Annotated in this window: 25 protein-coding genes; 14 read left to right on the forward strand and 11 right to left on the reverse strand. The window is 53.5% G+C overall.

Features of this window, described 5'->3' with window-relative positions; translation table 11 throughout:
- Positions 1 to 80 precede the first annotated feature (80 nt).
- The 5 genes from M8006_RS04615 to M8006_RS04635 form a co-directional block, all read right to left on the reverse strand.
- Positions 81 to 374 carry an EscU/YscU/HrcU family type III secretion system export apparatus switch protein gene (locus tag M8006_RS04615; protein ID WP_250080288.1) on the reverse strand — a complete coding sequence of 98 codons (294 nt, stop codon included), beginning with the start codon at positions 372 to 374 and terminating at the stop codon, positions 81 to 83.
- Positions 358 to 1,692, reverse strand: a complete 1,335-nt coding sequence (gene fliK / locus M8006_RS04620) for a flagellar hook-length control protein FliK (protein ID WP_250080289.1) — start codon at positions 1,690 to 1,692, stop codon at positions 358 to 360. The genes M8006_RS04615 and fliK overlap by 17 nt, the downstream gene beginning before the upstream one ends.
- Entirely contained in the window at positions 1,689 to 2,102 is a 414-nt protein-coding gene (fliT, locus tag M8006_RS04625) for a flagellar protein FliT (protein ID WP_250080290.1), read from the reverse strand. Before fliT ends, fliK begins: the two co-directional genes overlap by 4 nt.
- 7 nt (positions 2,103 to 2,109) lie before the next feature.
- On the reverse strand, positions 2,110 to 2,526 hold the full coding sequence (fliS, locus tag M8006_RS04630; protein WP_250080291.1) for a flagellar export chaperone FliS: 417 nt from the start codon (positions 2,524 to 2,526) through the stop codon (positions 2,110 to 2,112).
- A gap of 176 nt (positions 2,527 to 2,702) precedes the next feature.
- A complete protein-coding gene (locus tag M8006_RS04635; protein WP_250080292.1) occupies positions 2,703 to 4,394 on the reverse strand; it encodes a PilZ domain-containing protein in 1,692 nt (563 codons plus the stop codon).
- 480 nt (positions 4,395 to 4,874) lie between these two features.
- Between M8006_RS04635 and M8006_RS04640 the strand changes: the two genes are divergently transcribed.
- Positions 4,875 to 5,243 carry a flagellar protein FlaG gene (locus M8006_RS04640; RefSeq protein WP_250080293.1) on the forward strand — a complete coding sequence of 123 codons (369 nt, stop codon included), beginning with the start codon at positions 4,875 to 4,877 and terminating at the stop codon, positions 5,241 to 5,243.
- A gap of 18 nt (positions 5,244 to 5,261) precedes the next feature.
- Here the strand turns inward: M8006_RS04640 and fliE are convergent, their stop codons facing one another.
- A complete protein-coding gene (gene fliE / locus M8006_RS04645; RefSeq protein ID WP_250080294.1) occupies positions 5,262 to 5,591 on the reverse strand; it encodes a flagellar hook-basal body complex protein FliE in 330 nt (109 codons plus the stop codon).
- A 256-nt stretch (positions 5,592 to 5,847) separates the two neighbouring features.
- On the opposite strand from fliE, the gene fliF reads away from it, so the two are divergent.
- The 13 genes from fliF (at position 5,848) to fliR (ending at position 17,450) form a co-directional block, all read left to right on the forward strand.
- On the forward strand, positions 5,848 to 7,605 hold the full coding sequence (gene fliF / locus M8006_RS04650; RefSeq protein ID WP_250080295.1) for a flagellar basal-body MS-ring/collar protein FliF: 1,758 nt from the start codon (positions 5,848 to 5,850) through the stop codon (positions 7,603 to 7,605).
- Complete coding sequence (fliG, locus tag M8006_RS04655) at positions 7,602 to 8,609, forward strand: flagellar motor switch protein FliG (RefSeq protein WP_250080296.1); 1,008 nt, start codon at positions 7,602 to 7,604, stop codon at positions 8,607 to 8,609. Before fliF ends, fliG begins: the two co-directional genes overlap by 4 nt.
- Positions 8,602 to 9,384 carry a flagellar assembly protein FliH gene (gene fliH, locus M8006_RS04660; RefSeq protein WP_250080297.1) on the forward strand — a complete coding sequence of 261 codons (783 nt, stop codon included), beginning with the start codon at positions 8,602 to 8,604 and terminating at the stop codon, positions 9,382 to 9,384. Before fliG ends, fliH begins: the two co-directional genes overlap by 8 nt.
- Before the next feature lie 4 nt (positions 9,385 to 9,388).
- Entirely contained in the window at positions 9,389 to 10,795 is a 1,407-nt protein-coding gene (gene fliI / locus M8006_RS04665) for a flagellar protein export ATPase FliI (RefSeq protein WP_250080298.1), read from the forward strand.
- Positions 10,792 to 11,259 carry a flagellar export protein FliJ gene (gene fliJ / locus M8006_RS04670; protein WP_250080299.1) on the forward strand — a complete coding sequence of 156 codons (468 nt, stop codon included), beginning with the start codon at positions 10,792 to 10,794 and terminating at the stop codon, positions 11,257 to 11,259. Before fliI ends, fliJ begins: the two co-directional genes overlap by 4 nt.
- An 18-nt stretch (positions 11,260 to 11,277) precedes the next feature.
- Complete coding sequence (locus M8006_RS04675; protein WP_250080300.1) at positions 11,278 to 12,825, forward strand: flagellar hook-length control protein FliK; 1,548 nt, start codon at positions 11,278 to 11,280, stop codon at positions 12,823 to 12,825.
- 121 nt (positions 12,826 to 12,946) lie between these two features.
- Positions 12,947 to 13,426 carry a flagellar basal body-associated protein FliL gene (gene fliL, locus M8006_RS04680; RefSeq protein ID WP_250080301.1) on the forward strand — a complete coding sequence of 160 codons (480 nt, stop codon included), beginning with the start codon at positions 12,947 to 12,949 and terminating at the stop codon, positions 13,424 to 13,426.
- A gap of 21 nt (positions 13,427 to 13,447) precedes the next feature.
- Positions 13,448 to 14,503 carry a flagellar motor switch protein FliM gene (gene fliM / locus M8006_RS04685; protein WP_250080302.1) on the forward strand — a complete coding sequence of 352 codons (1,056 nt, stop codon included), beginning with the start codon at positions 13,448 to 13,450 and terminating at the stop codon, positions 14,501 to 14,503.
- Positions 14,500 to 15,120, forward strand: coding sequence for a flagellar motor switch protein FliN (gene fliN / locus M8006_RS04690; protein WP_250080303.1), 621 nt, complete (start codon positions 14,500 to 14,502; stop codon positions 15,118 to 15,120). The genes fliM and fliN overlap by 4 nt, the downstream gene beginning before the upstream one ends.
- Complete coding sequence (fliO, locus tag M8006_RS04695) at positions 15,117 to 15,548, forward strand: flagellar biosynthetic protein FliO (protein WP_250080304.1); 432 nt, start codon at positions 15,117 to 15,119, stop codon at positions 15,546 to 15,548. Before fliN ends, fliO begins: the two co-directional genes overlap by 4 nt.
- Positions 15,549 to 15,556: 8 nt before the next feature.
- Positions 15,557 to 16,345 (forward strand): flagellar type III secretion system pore protein FliP, encoded by a 789-nt coding sequence (gene fliP / locus M8006_RS04700; RefSeq protein WP_284046921.1) that lies wholly within the window; start codon positions 15,557 to 15,559, stop codon positions 16,343 to 16,345.
- Positions 16,346 to 16,384: 39 nt separating this feature from the next.
- Positions 16,385 to 16,654, forward strand: a complete 270-nt coding sequence (fliQ, locus tag M8006_RS04705; protein WP_250080305.1) for a flagellar biosynthesis protein FliQ — start codon at positions 16,385 to 16,387, stop codon at positions 16,652 to 16,654.
- 4 nt (positions 16,655 to 16,658) lie between these two features.
- On the forward strand, positions 16,659 to 17,450 hold the full coding sequence (gene fliR, locus M8006_RS04710) for a flagellar biosynthetic protein FliR (RefSeq protein WP_250080306.1): 792 nt from the start codon (positions 16,659 to 16,661) through the stop codon (positions 17,448 to 17,450).
- A gap of 59 nt (positions 17,451 to 17,509) precedes the next feature.
- Here the strand turns inward: fliR and flgL are convergent, their stop codons facing one another.
- The 5 genes from flgL to M8006_RS04735 form a co-directional block, all read right to left on the reverse strand.
- Positions 17,510 to 18,799: a flagellar hook-associated protein FlgL gene (flgL, locus tag M8006_RS04715; RefSeq protein WP_250080307.1), complete on the reverse strand. Its 1,290-nt coding sequence runs from the start codon at positions 18,797 to 18,799 to the stop codon at positions 17,510 to 17,512.
- Between the two features lie 16 nt (positions 18,800 to 18,815).
- Entirely contained in the window at positions 18,816 to 20,789 is a 1,974-nt protein-coding gene (gene flgK / locus M8006_RS04720; RefSeq protein WP_250080308.1) for a flagellar hook-associated protein FlgK, read from the reverse strand.
- A gap of 62 nt (positions 20,790 to 20,851) precedes the next feature.
- Positions 20,852 to 21,883, reverse strand: coding sequence for a flagellar assembly peptidoglycan hydrolase FlgJ (gene flgJ / locus M8006_RS04725; RefSeq protein ID WP_250080309.1), 1,032 nt, complete (start codon positions 21,881 to 21,883; stop codon positions 20,852 to 20,854).
- Entirely contained in the window at positions 21,883 to 23,019 is a 1,137-nt protein-coding gene (locus M8006_RS04730) for a flagellar basal body P-ring protein FlgI (protein WP_250080310.1), read from the reverse strand. The genes flgJ and M8006_RS04730 overlap by 1 nt, the downstream gene beginning before the upstream one ends.
- A 36-nt stretch (positions 23,020 to 23,055) precedes the next feature.
- Positions 23,056 to 23,748 (reverse strand): flagellar basal body L-ring protein FlgH, encoded by a 693-nt coding sequence (locus M8006_RS04735; RefSeq protein ID WP_250080311.1) that lies wholly within the window; start codon positions 23,746 to 23,748, stop codon positions 23,056 to 23,058.
- Positions 23,749 to 23,760: the final 12 nt, after the last annotated feature.

The following is a 23,760-nucleotide window of genomic DNA, read 5'->3' on the forward strand; positions in this document are numbered from 1 at the left end:
TGGTTTACCCTCTTCTCTGCAAGTACCCTTTATAGGGAACCTCTATCCATTCCATGGTTGCATACAATATGCGATATTGGCTACTCAGACACGTCGCGAGGGCTAACCCCCTCCGCAGAAAGCTCAAATACCCATACCAAAAGCTCCGCCACGACTTGATAAAGGCTGCCTGGGATTTCTTCATCTATATCAAGTTGCATCAAAAGCGCCACCAGCTCCGGCGCATCGTGCACATAGATCCCCTGGCGTTGCGCTTCTGCCATAATGCGCTCCGCTAATTCACCGTACCCTTTAGCGACAACGCGCGGTGCACCGTCATCGCTTTGATACGCAAGCGCTACTGCTTGGCGACGTCGCTCATCCGTAGAGCTCATCGGCGCCCTCTTGTGGTATATAACGCGCGCGCACCTGCACTTTACGCAGATCCAGCGCGGATAGGCGCTTTTCCAGCGCAGGCACGCCCTCTTCTAAACGTTGATGAACCGTTTGACTCTCGGTGGTGAGATCAACGCTTAACACCCCACGATAGAGCCATAAAGCCACCTCTAATTCGCCTAAATTAGGCACTTCAAGGCGCATTTCGGAGCGCCAACCATCTGCCTCCTCACTGCCTTTTTCTTCACCACCTTGCTCTTCTTCGCGAGTGGGAAGCGTAACGACCAACGCCATGAAAATCCCCGCCCATACATCACCTTCCCAGCGAATCGTGGGCATCACCAGCATCTCTAACTGCTGGCGCACCATGCTCTGCAAGCTCTCATGCACGACGTCTCGCGATTGCCGCGCCGCGCCCATTTCAAGCATCTCACGCGCACCGGCTAGCTCTCCTCGTGCAGCGTCTGGCGTAGCACTTAGCGGCGTGCCAGTCGGTACGTTGACACCACGCCCAGCCGCAGCCTCAGCACTACCAGGCGTCGGCAGCAGCACACTACCGGGCTGAATCAAAGAACTACCGCCGGGACTGCTTGAGCCACCCTGCCCCAGTTGGCCGCCGAGTAGACCCTGAAGCATCAGGTTTAGATTCGACCTTTCCGGTACCACAAACGGAACGGAGGATGGCAACAAAAGCGGTGGCCCATGGGGCACAAGTGGATTGTTAATCGCGCCCCATCCCGAGCTTCCGGCGCCAACAGCACCGCCTCCCAGCGCTACATTGGCTATCGAAGGCGACGGCCGAATACCGGGCTGCATCTGGGGTTCACGCAATAACTGTTGACGCGTCCCCTCACCTTGAAACCAACGCTTCAGGTGTGATTCATAAAACAGGCCACTGTCACGGATGCTCAACTCCAGTCGCGTAGCAAGCGCTTGCGGCGATGCGGCTTCGGTTGTCGACATCAACGGCGCTTCGGGCCGCAACACGGAAGGGGGCGCAGGAAAGCGCATCAGAACATCAGCAATGCTGCGAGCGGCGGGGCTAAAGTGCGTTTGGGTTGAGCCTGGACCTTGAGGTAGCAGATCGCCGCGAACGCCTTGACGCGGAAGATCCAGTTGAGGCGGCAAACGGCGCAGATCGGTTAAGCGAGTATCAGAAGAACGTGCATCCAAACGCGAGTCGCTATGCAAAGCACGCGGCCCTTCACCAGAGTCTATGGGACGCACCGGCTCATTCAAGACACGCGGCGAAGCATCCCCTCGCTTGCCCAACACTTGGTGCATTAAGGTGTCGATTAACGGCGTGATACCGCTCACGTTGACCTCTTCGTGTCCGCCTCACCAAGCGCATAAAATGCTTCCGAACCACCTTGTTGCGGTGCATATGCACGGTGCAAACTGCGCTGACGCTGGGAGACGCCGATCAATTTTCCCAACTCATCACGGCGCGCAACAAGTTGGCGACGAATCTCAACATCGTGCTCAAGAATCGCTTCTAAAAGCTCGGCTTTTATTCTCTGCGCATTTTCATCTAATGCCAGAGAGCCATCAAGTTGCTTCAATTTTTCCACTGACATAACGTAGTGGGTGCGCTGATCAATGAGCGCAGCCCACTCTTCAGCATTCGCAAGCTCGTGCATGTATGCGGCACTATCGAGCAGTGCGGCATAGGCATCAAGCAATGATTGCTGCGTCATTGGACCGTGAGCAGAGTTAGACACTGACATGTAAGCCTCATGCGCTTTGCTGTTGGCCAATTTCTCGCCACGCCGAGGCGATATCTTCAAGCAGCTGTTCTGCTTGATTTAGGCTTTCTTCATCATTGCGCAGATTAGCCGCCAACAGTAGCCGTGCGATGTACTCATAAAGCGACCCCAAACGCTCGGCAATTTCACCGCCTTTTTCTTGATTGAGCGCCGCGGCAAGGCCATTATTAATGATATCCAATGCTTTTGAGATCGACTTGCCTTTCTCGCTGGCATTGCCTGCCTGCATATGGATGCGAGCCGCACGAATGGCAGCCTGAGCGCCGTCAAAGAGCATTACAATCAGCTGATGCGGATCCGCCGACATCACGCCGCTCTCGACACCTACCCGTGCATACGCATTGGCCCCTCGGCCGTAGGCATTGGCGCCACGTGAGTAAGTCATAGATACAAACTCCTGTCATGAAATAAATCGCTAATACATACCATATCGGCATCATCTACGGAGACTTTAACGCGACGCTATGTTTTTCACATTGGCATGGCTCTTAACTTCACGCTACGTTTAACGTTAAACGTTTAACTTCATCCTAAGGTTTTTAACTTCATACTACGTTGGTATTAAGTAGAAACTGCCACTTCACCAACAGGCCGACCCAGTCGTTCGCCCACATCGCCCCGAATGACGGCCCCTAAGTTTTCATTGGAAGGGGGTTCGGATTGTTTAGCAAGCCGCACTTCGACGGCATTGCCTTTGGCATCCAAACGTAGCACCCAGGCTAACTGCTCACCTGAGAAACGCACCAAAGAACCAATAGGTAGTGCCTTAAAATGCTCGATGTAACGCTTCATCCAGCTAGGATCAAACTGATGCGGGTGACGAAGCAAATGACGATAAATCTGTTGGGCAGTGCGGGCAGGCCGATCGGCTCGATCACGGCGCATCGCCTCCACCACATCGACGATTGCGCTGGCCTTTGCTAAATCATGCAACTGACGGCCACTTAGCCCTTTAGGATAGCCGCTTCCATCCATACGCTCATTAATGCCGCCAATCACAGCCTGAGCAATCCGCGTCGATAGCCAGTGACAATTATGTAGCCGCGATAAAATTAACTCGACATGTTCGCTCATCGCACTGCGGTGCACCCCTTCAAACTTAGGCGCCTGAAAAAGCACCTGCGGTACGAGCGCTTTACCCAAATCATGCACCATGGCACTCGCGGCAATGGCTTTACGCAGATCCTGGGCAATATGGGGACCCACCAGATCTAATAAATGCACGGCGACGGAGAGGCTGTGGCGCACCAGTAATGGCTCGCGTGTCATGCAGCGGGTTGCAAACAGCAGAGCTTCTCGATCCTCTTCATGCAGCGCCAGCAGTCGATCAGCGTAGCGGGAAAGTTGGCGAGAGTTCACGTCGCTGCCGTTTTGCAAAAGCAGCATTTGAGAGTCGAGATACGCCGCCACTTTGGCCAAACGCCGTGCCATCGGCGTGGCGTAGTGCTTCAGTTCGCGTTGGCCGATATTATCGCCGCTGCGCTTTTTGGAGGCTTCAAATAACGGCGACGGCTGCCGCCCCGCTTTGTTGCTATCTTTCTCGTAGCGTGACGCTTCACGCTCAATTTCACAGACGAAATACCAAATCTGCCGCTCTTGTTCAGAACTGCAATTCGCAAAGCGCAAACCAATCCGTAGTAACTGGTGGTCAGGATCGGTTTTCCGGTGGCGCACTTCGCCCTGAACTTCAAAATACGTGCCATCAGGGAACTTAAGCCCCATTTTTAGCGGCAGCGCGTCTGCCTGAGAAAGAATACCGCTGGCGGTCATGGGCAGCTCGACCTGACAGCCATCTTGGGATAGATCGCGAAGCTCACCCTCGGCGACCAAATCATCATGCCCAAACAGCGTGACCGGCACTTCCATCCCCATCCGCAGTTCAGCACGAAATGACTCCCGCCGCTGTAACACATCGAGATAAGCCGGATAGTCGCTACAGCATAAATAGCGCCCGCCTGCATGGCGGACTTCAGTCAGCTCAAGCGATGGAGTACGCACCACTTTTCCTTGCGCTTGACCGCGCAAAAAGAAGGACGCGCCTTTTTGCAAACGAGTTAACAGATGATCGACCGAAGAAAGGTCCATCACCAATGTTTCCGCGGCATGCTGCTCCATCAGCACAATCGGCTCTGGACGCGTGCCAGCCTCGTTTAAGCACAACGAAACACCACCGCTTTCAATCAACCCATCAAGCAGTGACTCGATCGCAACAGGCCCTGCGACCCGCTCATATTCACCTTCTTGCGCTGACATCCTCGCCTCACTTCCCTATATTCCTTAACGACAAACCTGATAGTTAAGGCGAATGCCTTAATGCAGCACTGCAGAATACCAGAACCTTTTTCACCTAGCGCATAGTTGGCTTAATATTTCTCGCTTAATGCCTAAAGAACCCCTAGGCCGATAGGTTAACCAACGATGTGCACAACCACTCAGCCTGACACAGGCCAACCCTCAAAACTGCCGGTCCTTGAATAACAGCCAATAGTGGAAAAATTGAGAAATGTTAGGCAACAGCGACAGCGCCCCACAGCTCAGAAATGCTCATACACGGTATGGTGTATGATACTTTAATCAACCTGGCAGTTTCGACGCTATTCGCTATACTGCGCTTATGTTACATAATTTTAAGATTTGGATAATGTTGCCGATAGGCAGTATAAAACCATAAAAAAATGCCTGGATGGCCTGCCGAAACTAGGCACTGTACGGGCACTCAACAGAGGAATAGATATGAGCTCACCATTAACGGATGCGACTCATACGCTATCAGCGTCGTCACCAAACGATGTTACACCAAGGCAAAGCCTCGAGAGCGTTTTTGACAAACTGCCTGCGGCGGGCTCACAGCTTGCCCAAGCAGAGAGCAACAGCATCGTGGCGTCGCCATCTGCGCTGATCGAACCTTTGCAACGCATCAATGAAGTCATGAGCCAACGCGGGCTGGAATTCGATTTAAGTGATGAGAGCTCACGTGTGATCACACGTGTTATCGACCGCGAATCGGGGGAAGTGATTCGCCAGATCCCCGCAGAAGAGGTGTTGCGTATTGCCGAACGCCTTAATGACTTGCAAGGCGGGCTGGTAAATTTAACCGCCTGACGTTGCCAACCCGCGACGTTATACCTGCATGTTCATCACGTCTCTGTAAGCCGAAACCACACGGTTACGTACTTGCATTCCCATTTGAAAGGCAACGCTTGCTTTCTGCATATCAACCATCACTTCGTTAAGCGCCAAATCAGAATCACCAGCCTGAAACGCCACGGCCTGGCTGTTAGCGGTTTGCTGCAAACGATTAATGCGTTGGATAGACGTTTGAAGCTCACTACCAAAGCTTCCTTGCCCCATCGTCGCTGCCACTTGCGACCCCTGAAGAGGTTGCTGGCTGGCTTGGCTAGCTAGCTGCTGCATCTGTTGTAACGCGGATTGAATCGCCGGTGAGCTCATACACATGCCTCAAGCGCTAAAAAATGAAATAATGCAGAAAGCCTAACACCGGTGTCAGCTTCCTCATGCGAACAAATGCGTATAAAAACCGAGGCTTTTCGTTCCTTTAGGCTCGACGTGCCGCCGGATAATGGCGTCCATCATAATTCCGCATGACTAGAATAGCGGACAATCGCGATTGACGGATATAGCCTATGCCTTCTTTGGTGATGCGCCTGGGTCTTGATCGGTTTTGCTTGTCTTCTCGGAGGAGCGCATGAGCGAAACCGGCACAGCGACAGGCCGTCAAAACAGTACAGCACAAGCTTCCCAGCAAGACGGGGCGCAGGCAAGTAACAAGCCTGCCCCGTCTGTGTTTGGGCGCGTTTCACAGCAGCTCCGCGGCAACCCTTTGGTCGTCCTGCTCATTGCAGGCGCGGCCAGTGTGGCAATTATCGTGGCGCTATTTATGTGGGCAAGTAGCCCCGAATACCGCGTGCTTTACAGCAATCTCAGTGAAGCCGACGGCGGGCGCATTATTACCGAGCTTGACACTCGCGGCATCCCTTACCGATTTAGCAACGGCGGACAAGCCCTGCTAGTGCCTAGCGAAAACGTATACACCTTACGGCTGCAACTCGCCGAGCAGGGCCTCCCTCGCGGTGGCAACATCGGCCTGGAGCTTATGGACGATCAAGCCTTCGGCATTAGCCAGTTTGCCGAACAGATCAATTACCAGCGCGGCCTTGAGGGTGAGCTAGCTCAGTCAATCACATCGCTAGGGCCTGTCGAAGATGTTCGTGTCCATTTATCGATGGCCAAACCGTCGGTGTTTATCCGTGATCGTGAATCCGCCAAGGCATCGGTGGTGCTCACGCTTCTACCTGGGCGCGTACTCGGCCAAGGCCAAGTCAGTGCGATTGTGCACATGGTGTCAAGCAGTGTACCTGAGCTCGCGGCGGAAGATGTCTCGGTGGTTAACCAAGATGGGCGCTTACTCTCGGCTGACGCAGGCGGCAATAACGACTTAGATGGCTCTCAGCTGGAGTACATCAAAGAAGTTGAGCGCTCTTATCAACGACGCATAGAAAATATTCTGACGCCTATCCTCGGTGACGATAATATTCGTGCTCAAGTGGCAGCGCAGATTGACTTCTCACGCCGCGAAGAAACCTCTGAAACCTACGGACCCAATCAACCGCCCAACGAAGCGGCCGTTCGCAGCCGCCAGACGGGCCTCTCACTCGATGGCGAAGATCCACTCGCCACCGGTATTCCCGGCGCATTAAGTAACACACCGCCAGGCGTTGCGGCCTCCCCCATCAACGCCCCCGATGAGGGTGAAGGTGATGAAGGCGCCAACAACCCCGGCGATCTGCGTCGCTTAAATCAAGACGACGTTATTAATTACGAAGTTGACCGCAGCGTCGAGCACATCCAGCACCGCTTGGGACAAATCGAGCGCTTAACCGCCGCCGTCGTGGTCAACTATCGCGAAGAGATGAACGACGACGGTGAGTGGGAACAGGTAGCGCTGAGTGACGTGGAAGTGCAGCAAATTGAACGCTTGGTCCGTCAAGCCATGGGCTTTTCACCTGCGCGCGATGACGCCATTGACGTAGTGAATACGCCGTTTGCCGAAGTGCGCGAAGAAGAAGACACTAGAGAATGGTGGCAACGCCCCGAGGTGCTGGAACTCGCTTCAACGCTTGGCCGTTATCTGCTCGTCGCCCTCGCCGCGCTGCTGCTTTACTTGCTGATTCTAAGACCGCTAATCAAGCGTTACACCCAAGTGCCAGTCATGGCAACGGCACCCGGCGGCGGCACACTGCAGACAAGCGTGGGCGATGACGACGATGAGGAAAGCGAAGCAAGCCGCGAAGGTGGGGAAGACGCGGATGAGACGTACCACAAGCCTAAGCGTAAACGTAAAACATCGCTTTATGAGCATAATCTCAATGATCTTCGTGAAATGGCCCAAGAAGACCCCCGCATGGTCTCCATGATCATTCGCAGCTGGATGAATTCAAAATGAGTAGCGCAGCCGAAGAAATGACTGGCGCACGTAAAAGCGCCATCCTACTTCTCGCCCTTGAAGAGGACAGTGCCGCAGAAGTCTTTAAGTACCTCGGCGCTAACGAAGTGCAAGAGATCAGTATGGAAATGACGAAGCTACAACAGGTCTCTCATGAAGACATGAAGGCCGTTCTTGAAGCATTCCATGCCGAGACAGAAGAGTTTGTCGCCCTTAACCTGAACTCTAGCGACCATATTCGCTCGGTGCTGACCAAGGCGCTTGGTAGTGAGCGCGCGTCCAGCTTAATTGAGGATATTCTCGAAACCACTGGGGAAAATTCCGGCATTGACGCGCTCAACCTCATGGAAGCCTCGATGGTATCTGAGCTCATCCGCGATGAGCACCCACAGATTATCGCTACTATTTTGGTTCACCTAGAGCGTCATCAGGCATCCGATATTTTGGAGCATTTTGACGAGAAGCTACGTAACGATGTCCTTCTGCGTATCGCGACATTCAGCGGTGTTCAACCGGCTGCACTTCAAGAGCTGACGGAAGTGCTGAGTAATATGCTGGAAGGCCAAAACCTCAAGCGCAGCAAAATGGGCGGCGTAAGGACCGCTGCCGAAATTCTCAACCTGATGAACTCCTCTCAGGAAGAGACGGCTATCGAAACCGTCCGGGCACACAGCGAAGACTTAGCACAGAAGATTATCGACGAGATGTTCCTATTCGAGAACCTACTCGACCTCGACAATCGCGCGATTCAAATGGTACTTCAAGAGGTGGAGACCAACTCGCTGGTGGTCGCACTCAAAGGCGCAGAAGACGCCTTGATCGACAAGTTCTTACGCAATATGTCGCAGCGCGCTGCAGACTTGGTGCGCGAAGACATGGAAGCTCGCGGCCCGATCCGCGTTTCACAAGTGGAAACCGAGCAAAAAACCATTCTTCAGGTGGTACGCCGCCTAGCCGATGCAGGCGAAGTCGTTTTAGCCGGCGGAGACGACGAGTATGTCTAATTCTCAATCCGCTGAGTTTGACCGACATGGCCATTGGCGGCGCTGGCAAATGGACGAACTGAGTCAGCCCGTACAGCGCAACCCCGGAGAACCGGAGTCACCCGCCGACGAACATAAACGCAAAGTCGCCGCCGCCCAAAAAGCGGCGGAATCAGCGCGCAAACGCGAAGAGCAAGAACGTCAAGCTCTCTATGACAAGGTGCGTCGCCAAGCTGAGGAAGAAGGCTATCAAGCTGGCTTTGAACGTGGGCAAAAAGAGGGGCATGCGCAAGGGCTTGTAGATGGCCGCGAGCAAGCAAGTAAAGAGCTTAAGGAACAAGTAAAGCAGACGATTACGCCACTGGTGACGCTGACCCAAGCGTTTAACGAAGCGCTTGCCCAACTCGACAATACAGTCGCCCATGACCTGGTTGACTTGGCCCTTGCGACTGGAAAACAGCTGGCTAGCGATGCACTCGACGCCTCGCCCGAGTATATTCTCGACACCGTGCGTCAGCTATTGCACACCGAGCCCCCGTTGGTGGGCCAACAACGTCTGTGGCTAAATCCAGAAGATCATGCAATTGTGGAACAACACTTAGGCGACGAGCTGCGTGCTGCCAACTGGAAACTACAGCCTGACGACCAACTCGCTCGCGGCGGATGCCGTGTGACGAGCGCACAAGGTGAGTTAGACGCGACATTTGAAAGTCGCTGGCAATCAATTCAATCGCAAACGCGACAGCGCCATATAACGCCTAGCGATAGTGAATCGACGAATAACGCGATAGAGTAACCCGATGACGACCGCGACTGCACGCCATCATCAGCGCTGGCAAACAGCGTTGCGACGTACGCTTAAACGCGTCGACCCGCTACCGTATTATCGCGTTAGCGGGCGTGTCGTACGCGCCACCGGCATGGTGATTGAGGTGGTGGGGTTAAAAGTCGCGGTAGGTAGCGCTTGTCGCATTGAACTACCCGGCAGTGACGGCCGACTCGGCCAAAGCGCGCATTATGCTGAAGCTGAAGTCGTCGGTTTTGCTGGTGATAAGCTCTATTTAATGCCGCTGGAAGAGATATCCGGACTGATGCCCGGTGCGCGCGTCTCGCCGTTAAGTGATGCCGGGCACAGCGCCCGCCGTTTTCCGCTAGGCGAAAGCCTTCTCGGGCGCGTTCTTGATGGCAATGGAAACCCGCTAGACGATCACGAAAGCGTAGAAGAGGCACCGCGCGCCACTCTCAGCACCCCACCATTAAACCCACTTTTACGCGCGCCGATTGATGAGCAAATCGACGTAGGTATCCGTGCCATTAACGCGCTATTAAGCGTCGGTCGCGGCCAGCGAATGGGGCTGTTTGCTGGCTCCGGTGTAGGGAAATCCGTGCTGCTGGGCATGATGGCTCGCTATACGCAAGCCGATGTGATCATAGTAGGGTTGATTGGTGAGCGTGGTCGCGAAGTGCAAGACTTTATTGATAATATCCTTGGCCCTGAAGGGCGTAGGCGGGCCGTGGTGGTGGCAGCCCCCGCCGATACCTCACCGCTACAGCGTTTACAGGGTGCTGCTTACGCCACTCGTTTAGCCGAAGGGTTTCGTGATCAGGGGCGAGACGTCCTGCTAATTATGGATTCGCTGACGCGCTATGCCATGGCGCAGCGCGAGATTGCACTTGCGATCGGCGAACCCCCTGCCACCAAGGGGTATCCACCTTCCGTATTTGCTAAGTTGCCAAGCCTTGTGGAGCGCGCAGGTAACGCGGAGCGTGGCGGTGGCTCAATTACCGCATTTTATACGGTGCTCACTGAAGGGGACGACCAACAAGACCCCATCGCCGATTCAGCGCGTGCTATTCTAGATGGTCATATTGTACTATCACGCACACTAGCTGAGGCGGGTCACTATCCGGCAATCGACATAGAAGCTTCTATTAGCCGCGCCATGACAGCGATTACGGACGAACTGCAGCAACGTAATGCGCGCAACTTTAAACGTCTGTTCTCGCGCTACCAGCGCAACCGTGACCTGATTAGCGTTGGCGCCTATACGCCGGGGCATGACCCGCAACTCGATGAAGCGGTCAAGCGTTTTCCTGAGCTTGAGCACTTCTTACAGCAAAATATTGACGAATGTGCGACGATAGAGGCATCACGGCAAGCACTAGACGCCGTTGCTGGTAAGCAGGCCGCCGGAGGGAAAGCATGAGCACGTCCCAAGCAGGTACTTCGCAACTCGAGATGCTCTCGAGCCTTGCCAAAGATGCGCGCGACCAAGCCGGGCAACTGCTGGCCAAGGAGCGTCAATCCGAGCAGCAAACGCAGGCGCAGCTACAAGCGCTGCATCGTTACCGGGCAGAGTACAGCGAGCGCTTACAAACGGCCATGCGCCAGGGCATTGACCCCGCCAGTATGTACAATTACCAGCAGTTTCTAGCTTCGCTGGATGCCGCACTAACACGTGCCCAGCAAGCGCTTGCAGAACAGCAAAACCGCGTAGAGAAAAGCCAAGAGCAGTGGCGCCAAGAACAGCGCAAGCTCTCTTCCTACGACACGTTAGCCTCGCGCCGTTTGCTCGAAGCGCAGCGCCGCAGCGCGCGCCAAGAACAGAAGATTAACGATGACTTGGTGAATAGCCGTATGGCACGCCAGCAATCTGAGACACCGCGGTAACGGTGTCAGGGACGAATTATGAACATTCATGCTCTGCTTTCGATGCACCCAGGCCAATCCAATCAAGCCACGTCGGCAAGTCGTTCCGATAACGCACAGACGAATGGTTTTATGCAGGCCTTTAGTCAGGCATCGCATACTTCTCTGAGCCACAGTGCTCAAGCCGACAGTGGAAACCCGAAAAGCGGCAGTGGTCCGGTTTCGCTACAACAGATTGCCGACCAGCTACAAGCGCTTGGTCTCAGCGAGGAGCAGCTGCAGAAAGCCGATATGCAAGCTCTGATGGAGCAAGTTCGCCAGCAACCCATGCTGATGAATGCGCTACAAGCCCTGACTGCCTCTTTGGATGCCAATACCGGAGCCGACGCGTTACCCGGTAGCGAGCTGTTTCAAGGCGAGTTAGCAGATAGCGCTTCGTCGTTGGCTGAAATTACCCAACGGCTTCAACTGATATCAGCATTTGAAGAATCCTCCGGCAGTACGTCAATGAGTGATAACGCATTGCAGAAGGAGCAACAAACGCTCGCGAATGCCCTTGAAGCCTTCAATGACGATGGTAGCGAGGGGCTTGCCCAGCAGTTAGCAGCGCTTTTAGGCGGTATTGCGGCAATGCAAAATAACGGTACACACACCTCGTCAATGAGTGATAATGCATTGCAGAAGGAGCAACAATCGCTCGCGAATACCCTTGAAGCCCTCAATGACGATGGTAGCGAGGGGCTTGCCCAGCAGTTAGCAGCGCTTTTAGGCGGTATTGCGGCAATGCAAAATAACGGTACACACATCACGGCAGCTAACGGTAGTACGGAATCTTCCGCTTCTACGTTATTCTCGCCGTCCCTTGCTGCCATGCGAGGCAATGCCCAAGCATCAGACGCCGCGTCACAAAGTGAGGCGGCTAACCGAGCGCTGTCACTATTGGATGGCACGAGTGCTAATAACTCATCGCGTATCAGTAGCGATGCATTACTTGCGGCGTTGTCTAGCACCCATAATTCAACGCCCGCCCCTAATTTTGAGCTACCCGCTGCCCTTCAAGCGAGTTTAAACGGTGGCGGCTCGCCTGCTGCAGCGCTGCAAAATAGCGCCAACGGACTTTCTCAGGGAGCGGCAGCACAAGGTAGTATAGCCACCCCGGTTTCCAGTCCCGCCTGGTCACAGCAACTCGGTCAGCAGCTCGTTCAGTTTGCTCAACGTGGCGGAGAGCAGCATGTAAAACTACAACTGCACCCAGCGGAACTCGGCCCCCTGTCTATTTCGCTCAAGGTGGGCGAGCAAGGCACTCAGGCCCTCTTCCTTTCAGCCCAAGCACAAGTACGCCAAGTCATTGAGCAGGCAATCCCCCAACTGCGTGAAGCGTTAGCCGAACAGGGCATTTCCCTAGGTGAAACATCAGTTGGCGAGCAACGACAACAAAACGGTGAATCCGAACTTGCCGAGGGTGGAAGCAACACAGCCGGTCAGTCAGGTAGCACCCTAGAAGGGGGTGGCGAAGACACTAGCGAGCCAACATCGCTGCCGCCAAGGGCAGTGGCTATCGATGGCCGCGTTGATTTATATGCTTAATAGCTAACGCTTGTCAGTCTTAAGCTAGAAGATAGGCTCGCGCAGCGAGCCTATTCATTTCATCACGAACACGCACATTGGGCATAATGCTCTTTTGCGCATCATGATCACGGGAAGCACAATGGCAGAATCAAGCGGTGGGTCTAAAAAACTGCTTTGGATAATGATTATCCTCGTATTGCTCTCCTCAGCGGGAGCCGCAGCGGCCATCTATATGGTAATGAACCAGGATGGTGGTGGTGATGATAATACCGCTGAGGCCCAAGTAGAACCAGAACGCCAATCACCTATTTTTCTGAATATTGAACCTTTTACGGTCAACCTCGAAAGCGACCGCGCAGGCTCTCGGCTACTCTACACCGGCATTACGCTACGCGTTGGTAATAAAGAAAGTAAACAGATTCTAGACGAGCATATGCCTCAAGTACGCAGCCGGTTGCTCACGCTCCTCTCAGGTAAGCGGGCTGGTGATCTCACATCACCGGAAGGCAAAAAAGCGTTATCACAAGATATCGTCACCGCGCTGAGTGAGCCATTAGCAGAAAATCAAGCGCCCCTGGATTTACGTGAAGTGCTTTTCACTGAATTCATTGTGCAATAACCCCGGGAACTCGGAGCCGTCATGTCACAGGACGATCTACTGTCCCAGGATGAAATTGATGCCTTGCTAAAAGGGGTCAGCGGCGACGAGGAAACTTCTTCGTCGAGCCAGCAGCAGGGTGATGAATCGCGCATTCGTCCCTATGACCCTTCAACGCAGCATCGCGTCATACGCGAGCGCCTGCACGCATTAGATTTTATCAACGAACGTTTCGCGCGCTACTTCCGTACCGGGCTTTTCAACCTGATTAGGCGCAGCGCCGATATCACCGTGGAATCCGTGCGTTACCAGAGTTTCAGCGACTTTTCACGCAATGTGCCGGTACCGACCAACCTTAACATTGTAGCCATGAAGCCTCTGCGCGGCTCTGCACTTATCGTTTTCCCGCCTAACCTCGTCTTTATGGTGGTGGATAACTTATTTGGTGGTGACGGCCGTTTTGTGACCAAGTCAGATGGTCGTGAATTTACCAATACCGAGCAGCGCATTATCCAGCGCTTACTCAATCTGGCAATAGAGGCGTACGAAGAGGCCTGGAAAGTCGTTTATCCTTTAGATATCAATTTCTTGCGTTCTGAGGTGCAGTCCAAGTTTGCCAACATTACCAACTCGCCCAATGAAATAGTGGTCAATACCAAATTCAATCTTGAAGTGGGCAACTTGGCCAGTAATTTTCAGGTCTGCATGCCGTACGCGATGATAGAGCCATTACGCGACTTGCTCGCCAACCCGATCAATGACAGTAACCATGATCAGGACGGCACCTGGAACAAACGCATGGCGAGCGAGCTAAGGCAATCAGAAGTAGAGCTCGTAGCAGAGTTTGCCCATATTCCGAGCCGGATTGCCGAGATCATGGGGCTAAAAAAAGGCGATGTACTCCCTGTCGAAATCCCCGAAAAGGTAAACGCGCATGTTGGCGGTGTGCCCGTCATGGAGTGCCAGTTCGGCAGCCAAAAGCAGCAACGTGCGCTGCGCGTTTTAAGAATGTATGACCACGCCGCTATGAATAACCTATCGTCCGACGACTTTAATAACGGGTCTACGCGACTGAAAGCCAAGGAATCGAAAGCATGACTGATCCTAACAAGCCCGACGATCAGAACTCTAACGATCAAAACTCTGACGATCAGAACATTTCTGATGACGATTGGGCGGCCGCCATGTCCGAACAAGAGCCTACCGACGGCGATACCAACACAGACGATGATGCGTTTGAGCAAGCAGCGCAACAAAGCACGGATAGCTCGGATACGGATAGCTCAGAAGAGGAAGAAGATCCCTGGGCTGCTGCCATGGCAGAACAGCAAGCGGTAGAAGAAGACAATACCTCAGAGCAAGAAGAAGCGCTTACTCCAGAGCCGCCGCAAGCAAAAGCCGCCACCAGCGATGTCTTCCCTCCGTTGGATCAAGAAAATAACAGCGCTGCTTCGCGTGATCTTGAAATGATAATGGATATCCCGGTCAAGCTGACCGTGGAGTTAGGGCGCACCAAACTTACGATCAAACAACTCTTAGAGCTTGCCCAAGGCTCTGTGATTGAGCTTGATGGCTTAGCCGGCGAGCCGATGGATATTCTTATCAATGGCTATTTGGTTGCCCAGGGTGAAGTCGTGGTGATTGAAGATAAATACGGCATCCGTATTACCGAAATTATCACGCCATCTGAGCGGATCCATAAGCTTAACCGATGAGCACAGAGGCCACATCCAACGGTGCTATCACCTCCGTCGGCAGCAGCGATGCCCTCATCGGCATGGCGGCGCTAGGTAAAACGGCGGCAGCACTTGCGCTAGTTGTGGCCACCATTTTTCTCTGCTCAGCTTTGCTAAAGCGCTGGACACGTCAAGGCTCGCATCAAAACGTAAACCTCAACGTGGTCGGCAGCACAGCCGTCGGTAACCGCGAGCGAGTGGTGATCGTGGATGTGGAAGGTACGTGGCTAGTACTGGGGGTGGGGAACGGTCACATTAGCAAGCTGCACGAGCTTTCCGCGCCCAAGCCGTCACCCCATGATAACGCACCAAGCTTGCGTTTTTCGCAACGCTTGGCTAAAGCGCTCCAAAAGCAACGCAGACGCGGTAGTTCTTCCGCATCCTCAGACGCCGATACAATGAAATGACTTATAGGATGCCCGCTTTAACTCCTATGCCAACGCCGCCATCTAGATACTTACCTGCCTTTATTGCCCTACTGGGGCTTTTCGTGTTGCTGGGACTGCCGAGCCTAGGTTTCGCTCAAGAAATTCCCGGTATCGTCAGCGAGCCAACGGAGAGCGGTGGCCAACAATGGTCCGTCTCGCTGCAAACACTCCTTTTTTTAAGCTCGCTGGCTTTTTTGCCGGCCATGCTGTTAATGATGACCAGCTTTACGCGCATTATTATTGTACTGAGCTTACTGCGTACCGCCATGGGGACGCAGGCCACGCCGCCTAACCAAGTGCTTCTCGGCATTGCACTATTTTTGACATTTTTTATTATGTCGCCAGTACTTGAGCAGGTCTATCAAACCGCTTGGGTGCCCCTATCGGAAGAGAGCATCAACTTTGAAGAGTTTTTTGCTCTCGCGCAGCAGCCTTTTCGCGAGTTCATGCTGGCCCAAACCCGCGAGCCAGATATCGCTCTTTTTGCACGCCTAGCGGACATTGGCCCGATGGAAGGGCCGGAAGAACTTCCGATGCGGGTTTTGCTTCCCTCTTTTGTCACCAGCGAGTTGAAAACCGCCTTTCAAATCGGCTTTACGATTTTTATTCCGTTTTTGATCATCGACTTGGTCGTGGCCAGCACATTGATGGCGCTAGGCATGATGATGGTACCACCCATTACGATTTCACTGCCGTTCAAGCTGATGCTTTTTGTCCTGGTCGATGGTTGGCAACTTATCATCGGCTCGATGGCCGAAAGCTTCTATATCGTATAGCCCCTATTCACCAGCACACTGCCGTGCAGGAGCTTCCCCATGACACCCGAAATGGTCATGAACATTGCCTACCAAGGGATGCGTGTTACGCTGTTTCTGGCAGGCCCGTTATTACTTGCCGCTCTTGCCACCGGCCTTTTGATCAGCCTCTTCCAGGCGGCCACTCAAATTAACGAGATGACGCTCACGTTTATCCCCAAGATTCTGGCTGTTTTTGCTACCTTGGTCATCGCGGGCCCTTGGCTGTTGGGGTTGATTACTGACTATACAGAACGCCTCTTTACCAATATCCCCAGCATGGTGATGTAAGCGCATGATCGAGGTCACCTACGCTCAGCTCCATGGGTGGCTTGTGGCCTTTTTTTGGCCGTTTGTACGCATCACCGCGTTTATGGCGGCGACCCCTCTATGGGGGCACTCCAGCGTTCCTAACCAAGCCAAAGTCGCACTTGCCGCCGTTGTGGCGGTGGTCATTGCCCCCATTCTTCCCCCCATGCCTGATGTGCCCCTTGTATCTTGGGTAGGGACGGGGATTATTGTTGAGCAAATCGTTATTGGGGCAGCCATTGGCATGGTAATGCACATTGTCTTTGCCGTGGTACAAGCCGCAGGGGAATTCATTGGGCTGCAAATGGGCCTGGCTTTTGCCAGCTTTTTTGATGCTGCGAGCGGCACTAACATCATGGTGTTATCACGTATTCTTTATATGATTACGCTTTTGATGTTCCTTGCCATGAATGGTCACCTTATGGTGCTGGAAACGTTGGTGATGAGTTTCCAGACGCTGCCCATCGGGGTCAACCTGATTAACGCCAATGCCTTTGAAATACTCGCCCGTTACGGGGGCACTATCTTCGCCTCCGGCATGCTCTTAGCACTCCCACTGGTTGCCTCACTGCTGATCATCAACTTAGCGCTGGGTATCTTAAATCGCTCAGCCCCTCAGCTCACTGTGTTCAATATTGGCTTCCCTACCTCGCTCACCGTTGGATTAACGCTGATGATGGTGTTAATGACAGACATCGGCAGCTTTTTGCAGCGGCTTTTCAGCGATGGCGTCGCCTTTATGCAAGGCTTGATCGAGTTAATGGCCCAATTGCCTTAAGCCATAAAAAAACCCCAGGCAGTTGGCCTAGGGTTTTTAAGCTACGCTAGCTTGATGTATTAACGCAGGAAATCAAACAACGACATGCCTTTGATATCAACAAACGCCTGCTGTGATGCCTGCAGACCGACTTGGCGCAAGCTATATTCCGAAATCGCATCGTAATAGTCTAAGTCAACCAGATTTGAAAGCGTTTGCTCGTAGTTCAGCATCCGGTTACCACCCACGGCATCCACCACATCGAGCTCGTTTAAACGCGCCCCGGCAGAGGCACGCACGGTGAGCACGTTATCCAGCGCGTTATCCAAATCGCGCATTGAGGTGTTGAGTGTGTTGCGCAAATCGGCCTTATCCGTATCGTTCTCTACCGGCTTTTCCAGCACCCGAATGGCTTCTTCCATGGTGCGGAACAGATTCGGCTCCCGTTGCTCGCTGCCTGCCTGAGCGACTAGTATTTGATCGCCGTTATCAGGTGTACCATCAAGTGTGATATCTAAGCCACCAAACGACACGGTTTGGCCTTCGCCCTCATAAGCTATAGGATCATCTGTTGAAGTAGCAGGATTGAATGGCTCCCAGCCAGCATCAAATTTCTCAACCCTAAAAGCATCTTCTCCATTAAACTCTTCAAAAACGATCCGGAAGCTATCACCATGATCATCATCATTGACGTTGGTGACCTGCGGACCGCCAAAGGTGACGCTTCCATCGTTCCTAACATTATTGCCAGCTAAAGGATCACCATTAATGTCTGTTTTTGTAGCCTCAGCTACATAACCCGCACCACTCGGTACACTTTTGAAAATAGAGTCACCGTTTTCGGTAACAGGCATTAAGCGCGAGGCATCAATACGCTGTTCGCGCGCATTGGTATCGCCTTTGTATTCCACATTACCGTCGGTGTTTTTAACAAACGGCGGGGCGTTATCCGCATAGCCGCCGAATAGATAGCGGCCGTTGCCGTCGGTGGCATTCGCTTGGCCAAGCATCGTCTCGTAAATGCCGCGCATTTCGCTGGCAATAGATTCACGGTCAACGTTGCTTAAGGTATCGCTAGAAGCCTGTACCAGCAGCGTCTTAGCGCTGGTAACGGCATCACTCACGCTATTGAGAATGCTTTCCGTCTGCGCCAGCGAGTTTCGTGCTGAAACACGTGAGTCTTCAAACTGTTGCGTCACCGCTTTCGACTGATCAACGCGAACCGCGCGCGCAGCTGCTTGGGGGTCGTCGGATGGGTTAACCACACGGCGACCGCTGGCAATCTGCTTGCTCACGTTGAGAAAGTCACTCTGCTGCTGATTAATCGACGCAGTGCTCTGCTCAAACATGGTGACCGAACTAATACGCATGACTTAAGCTCCCGAGTTAACCGCGTAGACCCAAAATGGTGTCCATGATTGTCGTTGCCGAATCAATTACCTTGGCATTGGCTTGATAATACTGCTGGTAACGAATCAGATTTGCTGCTTCTTCGTCTAGATTTACGCCAGATTCCGACTGCTGCACCGCCCTTAGCTGATCGGTTAAGCCCTGGCGCGCATCCAAGTTGACCTGAGTAATATTGGTGCGGTTACCCACGTCGCTCACCATCGACCCATAAGCGCCACTGACCGTCGAACTGCCACCCACCACGTTTTGGCTTTGCAAGTCTTGAAGCGCGAGGGCGTTACGGTTATCGCCTGAAGCGGCAACTGACTGCCGTAAGTCCAATGTTGAATTAGTATCTGCGTCATCGATAGTAAAAGTAACTCCGTCGACGGTAACTTCATCGCCATCAGCGAGAGTTGCATTCGTACCACCTACCGCATCATCCTGAACTACCCCACTAGTGAGAGCACGTTCTTCACCATTTACCCGTACAGATGAACCTGTGAAACCAGTTATTGTTAGCTCATTGCCAGACAGTTGCAGTCCAAGTGGTTGGTTCGTGTTTGCAAAAGCATTAGCACCGGTAACACCAACATCACTCACAGCCATACTGCCACTTTGATCAATTTCAAAACTACCCGCCGCAATCTTATCTAGATCGGCGATATTGGCTTCCATCCCCGCACCGGCGCGGCGCACCGGCTGAATTTCAAACGTATCTCCTTCGGCCACGCTGGTGCCACTATTAAACGCAATTGTTACACCACCAAAGGTAATTTCGCCGGTGCCGACACTTTCATCCCAGCCAGAAGTATCGACCTTTGTACCGTCGAGAACCTGGCCGTTATCAGTACGAGTTATGACAGGGTTAAGGTCACCTGCATCATCTGCAAAAGTGAGTGAGTAGTCCGTCGCCCTCAAGTCATCAATAGAGGTAACGTCGAATTCAGCAGACGTTAAAAGGTTATTCGCGCTATTGCTGTCATAGCTATACGCTTGCGGCTGGCGAATATCAAAGAAATCTTCACCCTGCTCGCCGTTTAGGTCAACGCCCTGCTTGTGTTGCTCGTTAAAAGCAACGGAGAGGGACACTGCCAGCTGGCCGATCTGGTTTTGGGTTTTGTCCAGCGTCTCTTGGCGAAAAGACATTAAGCCGCCCAGCTCACCACCGGTGATCACATCTTCCTCTAGCTCCACCAAGTTGCCGCCGCCGTCGCGGTAACCAACAACGGTACGCTGTGGGTCAAGCTCCGACTTCAGCGGCTCTAACGTGAAGGAATCCGTCCCCGTTACCAGCGGCTGGCCGTTAGGCAGGCTGATGTTATAGGTTTTGCCGTCTTGAATATTGAGGCGAAGGTCCATCCGCTCATTAAGATCCGATACTAGCTTGTCACGCTGATTCAGCAGACTGTTAGGCGCTTCACCGGTACGTGCGCGTGCAAGCGCAATCTCACGATTCAAGCCTGCGACTTGCTCCGAGGTGTTATTGATCTGGGTAACTTCGTCTTCAATCTCGCTATTGATATTGCTCTGCATGTCTTGCAGATACCCATCAAACGAGCGGAATTGCGCGCTTAACGTTTGCGTGGCGCCCAACACCCCTTGGCGTGCAGCAGGGTCTGAAGGTGCGCTGGCCATGTCTTCCAGCGAAGAGAAGAAGTTTTGCATCAGCGGCGCCAAGCCCGCGTCGCGGTCCGCCAGCAAGTTATCAATCTGGGTAACCTGCTCAGAATATTTTTGCAGCGCACTCGACTGCGTTTTGGCGCTATTAAGCTGATCCGCCACATAGCGATTGAACTGACGCTCAATATTATCAACTTGCACACCAGGGGTACCCGCCGAGCCTTCACCTAGCTGCGTGAGCTCACGGTTATAGCCCGGCGTAAAGACGTTGCTAATATTATTGCTGGTCGTATTGAGGGCGCTTTGCGCTGCACTGAGGCCGCTTAGCCCGGTAGAAAACATGCTCATGGTTCGATTCCTTAAGCCGATGCTTTAATTATCGGCTAAGCGCAGAAAAACTTAAGGGTGTGCTAGCGTGATGCCGCCAGCCAGTCGCCTGATGATGTTGGGTTAAAGGTTTGCATTACCGCCACTAACTTATCGGCGTAACGGGGGTCAGTAGCGTAGCCGCCTGCTTGGAGTTCTCGAGCGGCCTGCTGCGCATCCGGTGCCGATACCACATTGGCATAGCGAGGGTTATTGCCAATTAACGACGCGTAATCGGTAAACGCATGTTCAAAGGAGTCATAAACGCGGAACGTATCGCTTACCTGGGTGCGGCGACCATCCACATACTCATGGGTGACAATATCGGTAGTGTCCCCCTCCCACCGGCTACCCGCCTTGATACCGAACAGATTATGGCTATTACGACCGTCTTGGGTAGTGATTTCATGCCGTCCCCAGCCAGTTTCCAGCGCAGCCTGTGCGAGAATCAACTCAGCGGGGACGCCGGTCGCTTGGCTAGCCGCCTGAGCAGGCCCAGTCAGTCGGTCTTTAAACTGCTGGATATGGTCACTTGTTCCGCTTTTCTCAGGTGTTTGTTCATCAATGCTATCGATTATCGGCGCCGTTTGACGGACAGCATCAAGCTCAGACAAGAAACCTTGTCGCTCGGTTTGCGCTGCAGCGCCGCGATTGTCGCCAGCAGACAATGCGCCAGGATTATTGAGCTCACGTGGTGTGCCACGAGGAATGCCGGCAATCAACGCTTGCATTGCATTATCACTATCGACTGCAGGCTCACTACGCGTGAACGCGCCTTGGCGTTCAAGCTGATCGACCAATGCATCGGCTAACCCCATACCGCGCGAGGCAATCACCTGTGACCACTGCTGATCCAGCATCGACTGATAAAAATCGGTTTGGCGGCTATCCATCAGCCCTGAGGTGGGTACCGCATCGCGCATGCTTTTGACCATCATCTTCACGAACAGCGCTTCAAACTGCTGGGCCGCGCTGTCGACGCCTTTTTCTGGGCTCACCCGCGCCGTGTGCTGCAAACGCTGAAACCCTTGCATATCCAGCGCGAACTGGCCGGTCATATCTTGATTCACGCTCACTAGATCACCTCCAGTTCAGCGCGTAAGGCACCTGCTTGCTTCAAGGCTTCAAGAATCGACATCAGATCCTGTGGCGTGGCGCCTAATGCATTCAACGCGTTGACGACTTCGTTGAGCTGAGCCCCTTCTACCATTCTCAAGTAAGCCTCTTGCTGCTCAACCTCAATATCAGCATCGGGCACCACCACGGTTTCCCCTTCACCGAGAGGATTGGGCTGGCTTACACCAAAATTGGTATCGATCATGATCGACAAGCTCCCGTGGGCCACGGCCGCTTCGCGTAGTGTAACTGCCTGATTCATCACCACCGACCCTGTGCGCGCATTCACCACCACCTTAGCCGGTGCGCGTGTGGGCGTGACATCGACGCTTTCCACACGCGCCATAAAATTAACACGCGCATTATCGTCAGCCGGGCCATCCAATGCGATCACCCCACCGTTACGCGCATACGCCACGGAGCGGCCAAATTCGGTGTTAATGGCGGTGACCATTCGCTGCGCGGTGCCGAAATCGGCTTGATCTAGTTGCAGCTCCAACGTACCACCATTGGCGCCAAGATTTAGCGGCACCTCTTTCTCTACCGTGGCGCCATTGGGAATTCGGCCCACTGCTTGTTGATTAATCTGCACACTACTGCCACCCGCCTGCGCGCCAGCACCGCCCACCAGCATATTACCCTGCGCCATGGCGTACGTATCACCATCGGCGCCTTTCAATGGCGTCATCAGCAACGTACCGCCACGCAAGCTACCGGCGTTAGCAATGGAGGAGACCACAATATCGAGCTCTTGACCTGGGCGTGCAAACGGCGGCAAATCCGACGTCACCATGACAGCCGCTACGTTGCGTAGCTGCATGTTAGTGCCTTGGGGAATAGTGACTCCTAGCTGCGAGAGCATATTGGCAAGACTCTGGCTGGTAAACGGCGCTTGAGTGGTCTGGTCACCGGTACCATCGAGCCCCACGACGAGCCCATAGCCCACCAGCTGGTTATTGCGTACCCCAGCAAAGCTCGATAGCTCGCGTACCTGCTCAGCCTGCGCGGGCAACGCAGCGATACACGTCACGCACACCAAGGCGATAGCACCAACGCGCTGCCAAAAGTGTTTAGCTGAAACGGGGTTGTATCGCATTGTGTATCTCTATTCTCGGTTATTGTCACATCACCGCTAGAAGGGCGATACGTTTAAGAAGAAGCGCTGCAGCCAGCCCATATGCTGCGCCTCATTAATATAGCCATCGCCGACGTATTCGATGCGCGCATCAGCGACCTGCGTCGACGGTACGGAATTTTGCGCGGTGATCGTCCTCGGATTAACAACACCTGAAAAGCGAATAAACTCAGTGCCTTGGTTGATAGCGATTTGCTTTTCGCCACGCACGCGCAGGTTACCGTTATTCAAAACATCCAACACAGAGACGGTGATGGTACCGGTAAAGGAGTTGGTGGCTTGCGAGCCCCCGCCACCGCTAAACTCGCTATTTCCGGAAACATCAAAACCGTATTCAGCAAGCGTGTCTAATGCATCAGGTAGTTGCTCAAGCTCTAAACCCGCACTGCCACTACGGTCAGCGTTGGATTGCGAGTTTTTGCTCGCACTCACTTCTTCATCGAGAACAATGGTCAAAATATCGCCAATAGCCCTCGGCCGACGATCCTCAAAAAGTGGCTGATAGCCGCGCCGTGTCTGATAAATCGAGCCGTTGGGCACCGGTGGCGGTCTATCTACGATTTCGATTTGCTCTTGCTCACCGACCACTGAGGCATGTGGTATTTGCGCACAACCGGCTAATGCAAGGATGAGTAGTGCCAAACCAAGAAGCGTTAATCGCCTGCCGAAAGCTAAAAAAAAGTGGCACATCGCTTGTCTCAT

It is taken from the genome of Halomonas llamarensis (assembly GCF_023555005.1).
Classification (GTDB): domain Bacteria; phylum Pseudomonadota; class Gammaproteobacteria; order Pseudomonadales; family Halomonadaceae; genus Vreelandella; species Vreelandella llamarensis.

What these genes read in the sequence shown, in the direction of transcription:
- flgK (WP_250080308.1), bottom strand. Translation starts at nt 20,789, where the DNA reads ATGAGCATGTTTTCTACCGGGCTAAGCGGCCTCAGTGCAGCGCAAAGC.
- M8006_RS04635 (WP_250080292.1), bottom strand. Translation starts at nt 4,394, where the DNA reads ATGTCAGCGCAAGAAGGTGAATATGAGCGGGTCGCAGGGCCTGTTGCG.
- fliQ (WP_250080305.1), top strand. Translation starts at nt 16,385, where the DNA reads ATGACACCCGAAATGGTCATGAACATTGCCTACCAAGGGATGCGTGTT.
- fliS (WP_250080291.1), bottom strand. Translation starts at nt 2,526, where the DNA reads ATGACTTACTCACGTGGCGCCAATGCCTACGGCCGAGGGGCCAATGCG.
- M8006_RS04640 (WP_250080293.1), top strand. Translation starts at nt 4,875, where the DNA reads ATGAGCTCACCATTAACGGATGCGACTCATACGCTATCAGCGTCGTCA.
- fliJ (WP_250080299.1), top strand. Translation starts at nt 10,792, where the DNA reads ATGAGCACGTCCCAAGCAGGTACTTCGCAACTCGAGATGCTCTCGAGC.
- fliG (WP_250080296.1), top strand. Translation starts at nt 7,602, where the DNA reads ATGAGTAGCGCAGCCGAAGAAATGACTGGCGCACGTAAAAGCGCCATC.
- fliT (WP_250080290.1), bottom strand. Translation starts at nt 2,102, where the DNA reads ATGTCAGTGTCTAACTCTGCTCACGGTCCAATGACGCAGCAATCATTG.
- M8006_RS04675 (WP_250080300.1), top strand. Translation starts at nt 11,278, where the DNA reads ATGAACATTCATGCTCTGCTTTCGATGCACCCAGGCCAATCCAATCAA.
- fliE (WP_250080294.1), bottom strand. Translation starts at nt 5,591, where the DNA reads ATGAGCTCACCGGCGATTCAATCCGCGTTACAACAGATGCAGCAGCTA.
- M8006_RS04615 (WP_250080288.1), bottom strand. Translation starts at nt 374, where the DNA reads ATGAGCTCTACGGATGAGCGACGTCGCCAAGCAGTAGCGCTTGCGTAT.
- fliH (WP_250080297.1), top strand. Translation starts at nt 8,602, where the DNA reads ATGTCTAATTCTCAATCCGCTGAGTTTGACCGACATGGCCATTGGCGG.
- fliI (WP_250080298.1), top strand. Translation starts at nt 9,389, where the DNA reads ATGACGACCGCGACTGCACGCCATCATCAGCGCTGGCAAACAGCGTTG.
- fliL (WP_250080301.1), top strand. Translation starts at nt 12,947, where the DNA reads ATGGCAGAATCAAGCGGTGGGTCTAAAAAACTGCTTTGGATAATGATT.
- fliP (WP_284046921.1), top strand. Translation starts at nt 15,557, where the DNA reads ATGCCCGCTTTAACTCCTATGCCAACGCCGCCATCTAGATACTTACCT.
- fliO (WP_250080304.1), top strand. Translation starts at nt 15,117, where the DNA reads ATGAGCACAGAGGCCACATCCAACGGTGCTATCACCTCCGTCGGCAGC.
- M8006_RS04730 (WP_250080310.1), bottom strand. Translation starts at nt 23,019, where the DNA reads ATGCGATACAACCCCGTTTCAGCTAAACACTTTTGGCAGCGCGTTGGT.
- M8006_RS04735 (WP_250080311.1), bottom strand. Translation starts at nt 23,748, where the DNA reads ATGTGCCACTTTTTTTTAGCTTTCGGCAGGCGATTAACGCTTCTTGGT.
- fliN (WP_250080303.1), top strand. Translation starts at nt 14,500, where the DNA reads ATGACTGATCCTAACAAGCCCGACGATCAGAACTCTAACGATCAAAAC.
- fliM (WP_250080302.1), top strand. Translation starts at nt 13,448, where the DNA reads ATGTCACAGGACGATCTACTGTCCCAGGATGAAATTGATGCCTTGCTA.
- flgL (WP_250080307.1), bottom strand. Translation starts at nt 18,799, where the DNA reads ATGCGTATTAGTTCGGTCACCATGTTTGAGCAGAGCACTGCGTCGATT.
- fliR (WP_250080306.1), top strand. Translation starts at nt 16,659, where the DNA reads ATGATCGAGGTCACCTACGCTCAGCTCCATGGGTGGCTTGTGGCCTTT.
- fliF (WP_250080295.1), top strand. Translation starts at nt 5,848, where the DNA reads ATGAGCGAAACCGGCACAGCGACAGGCCGTCAAAACAGTACAGCACAA.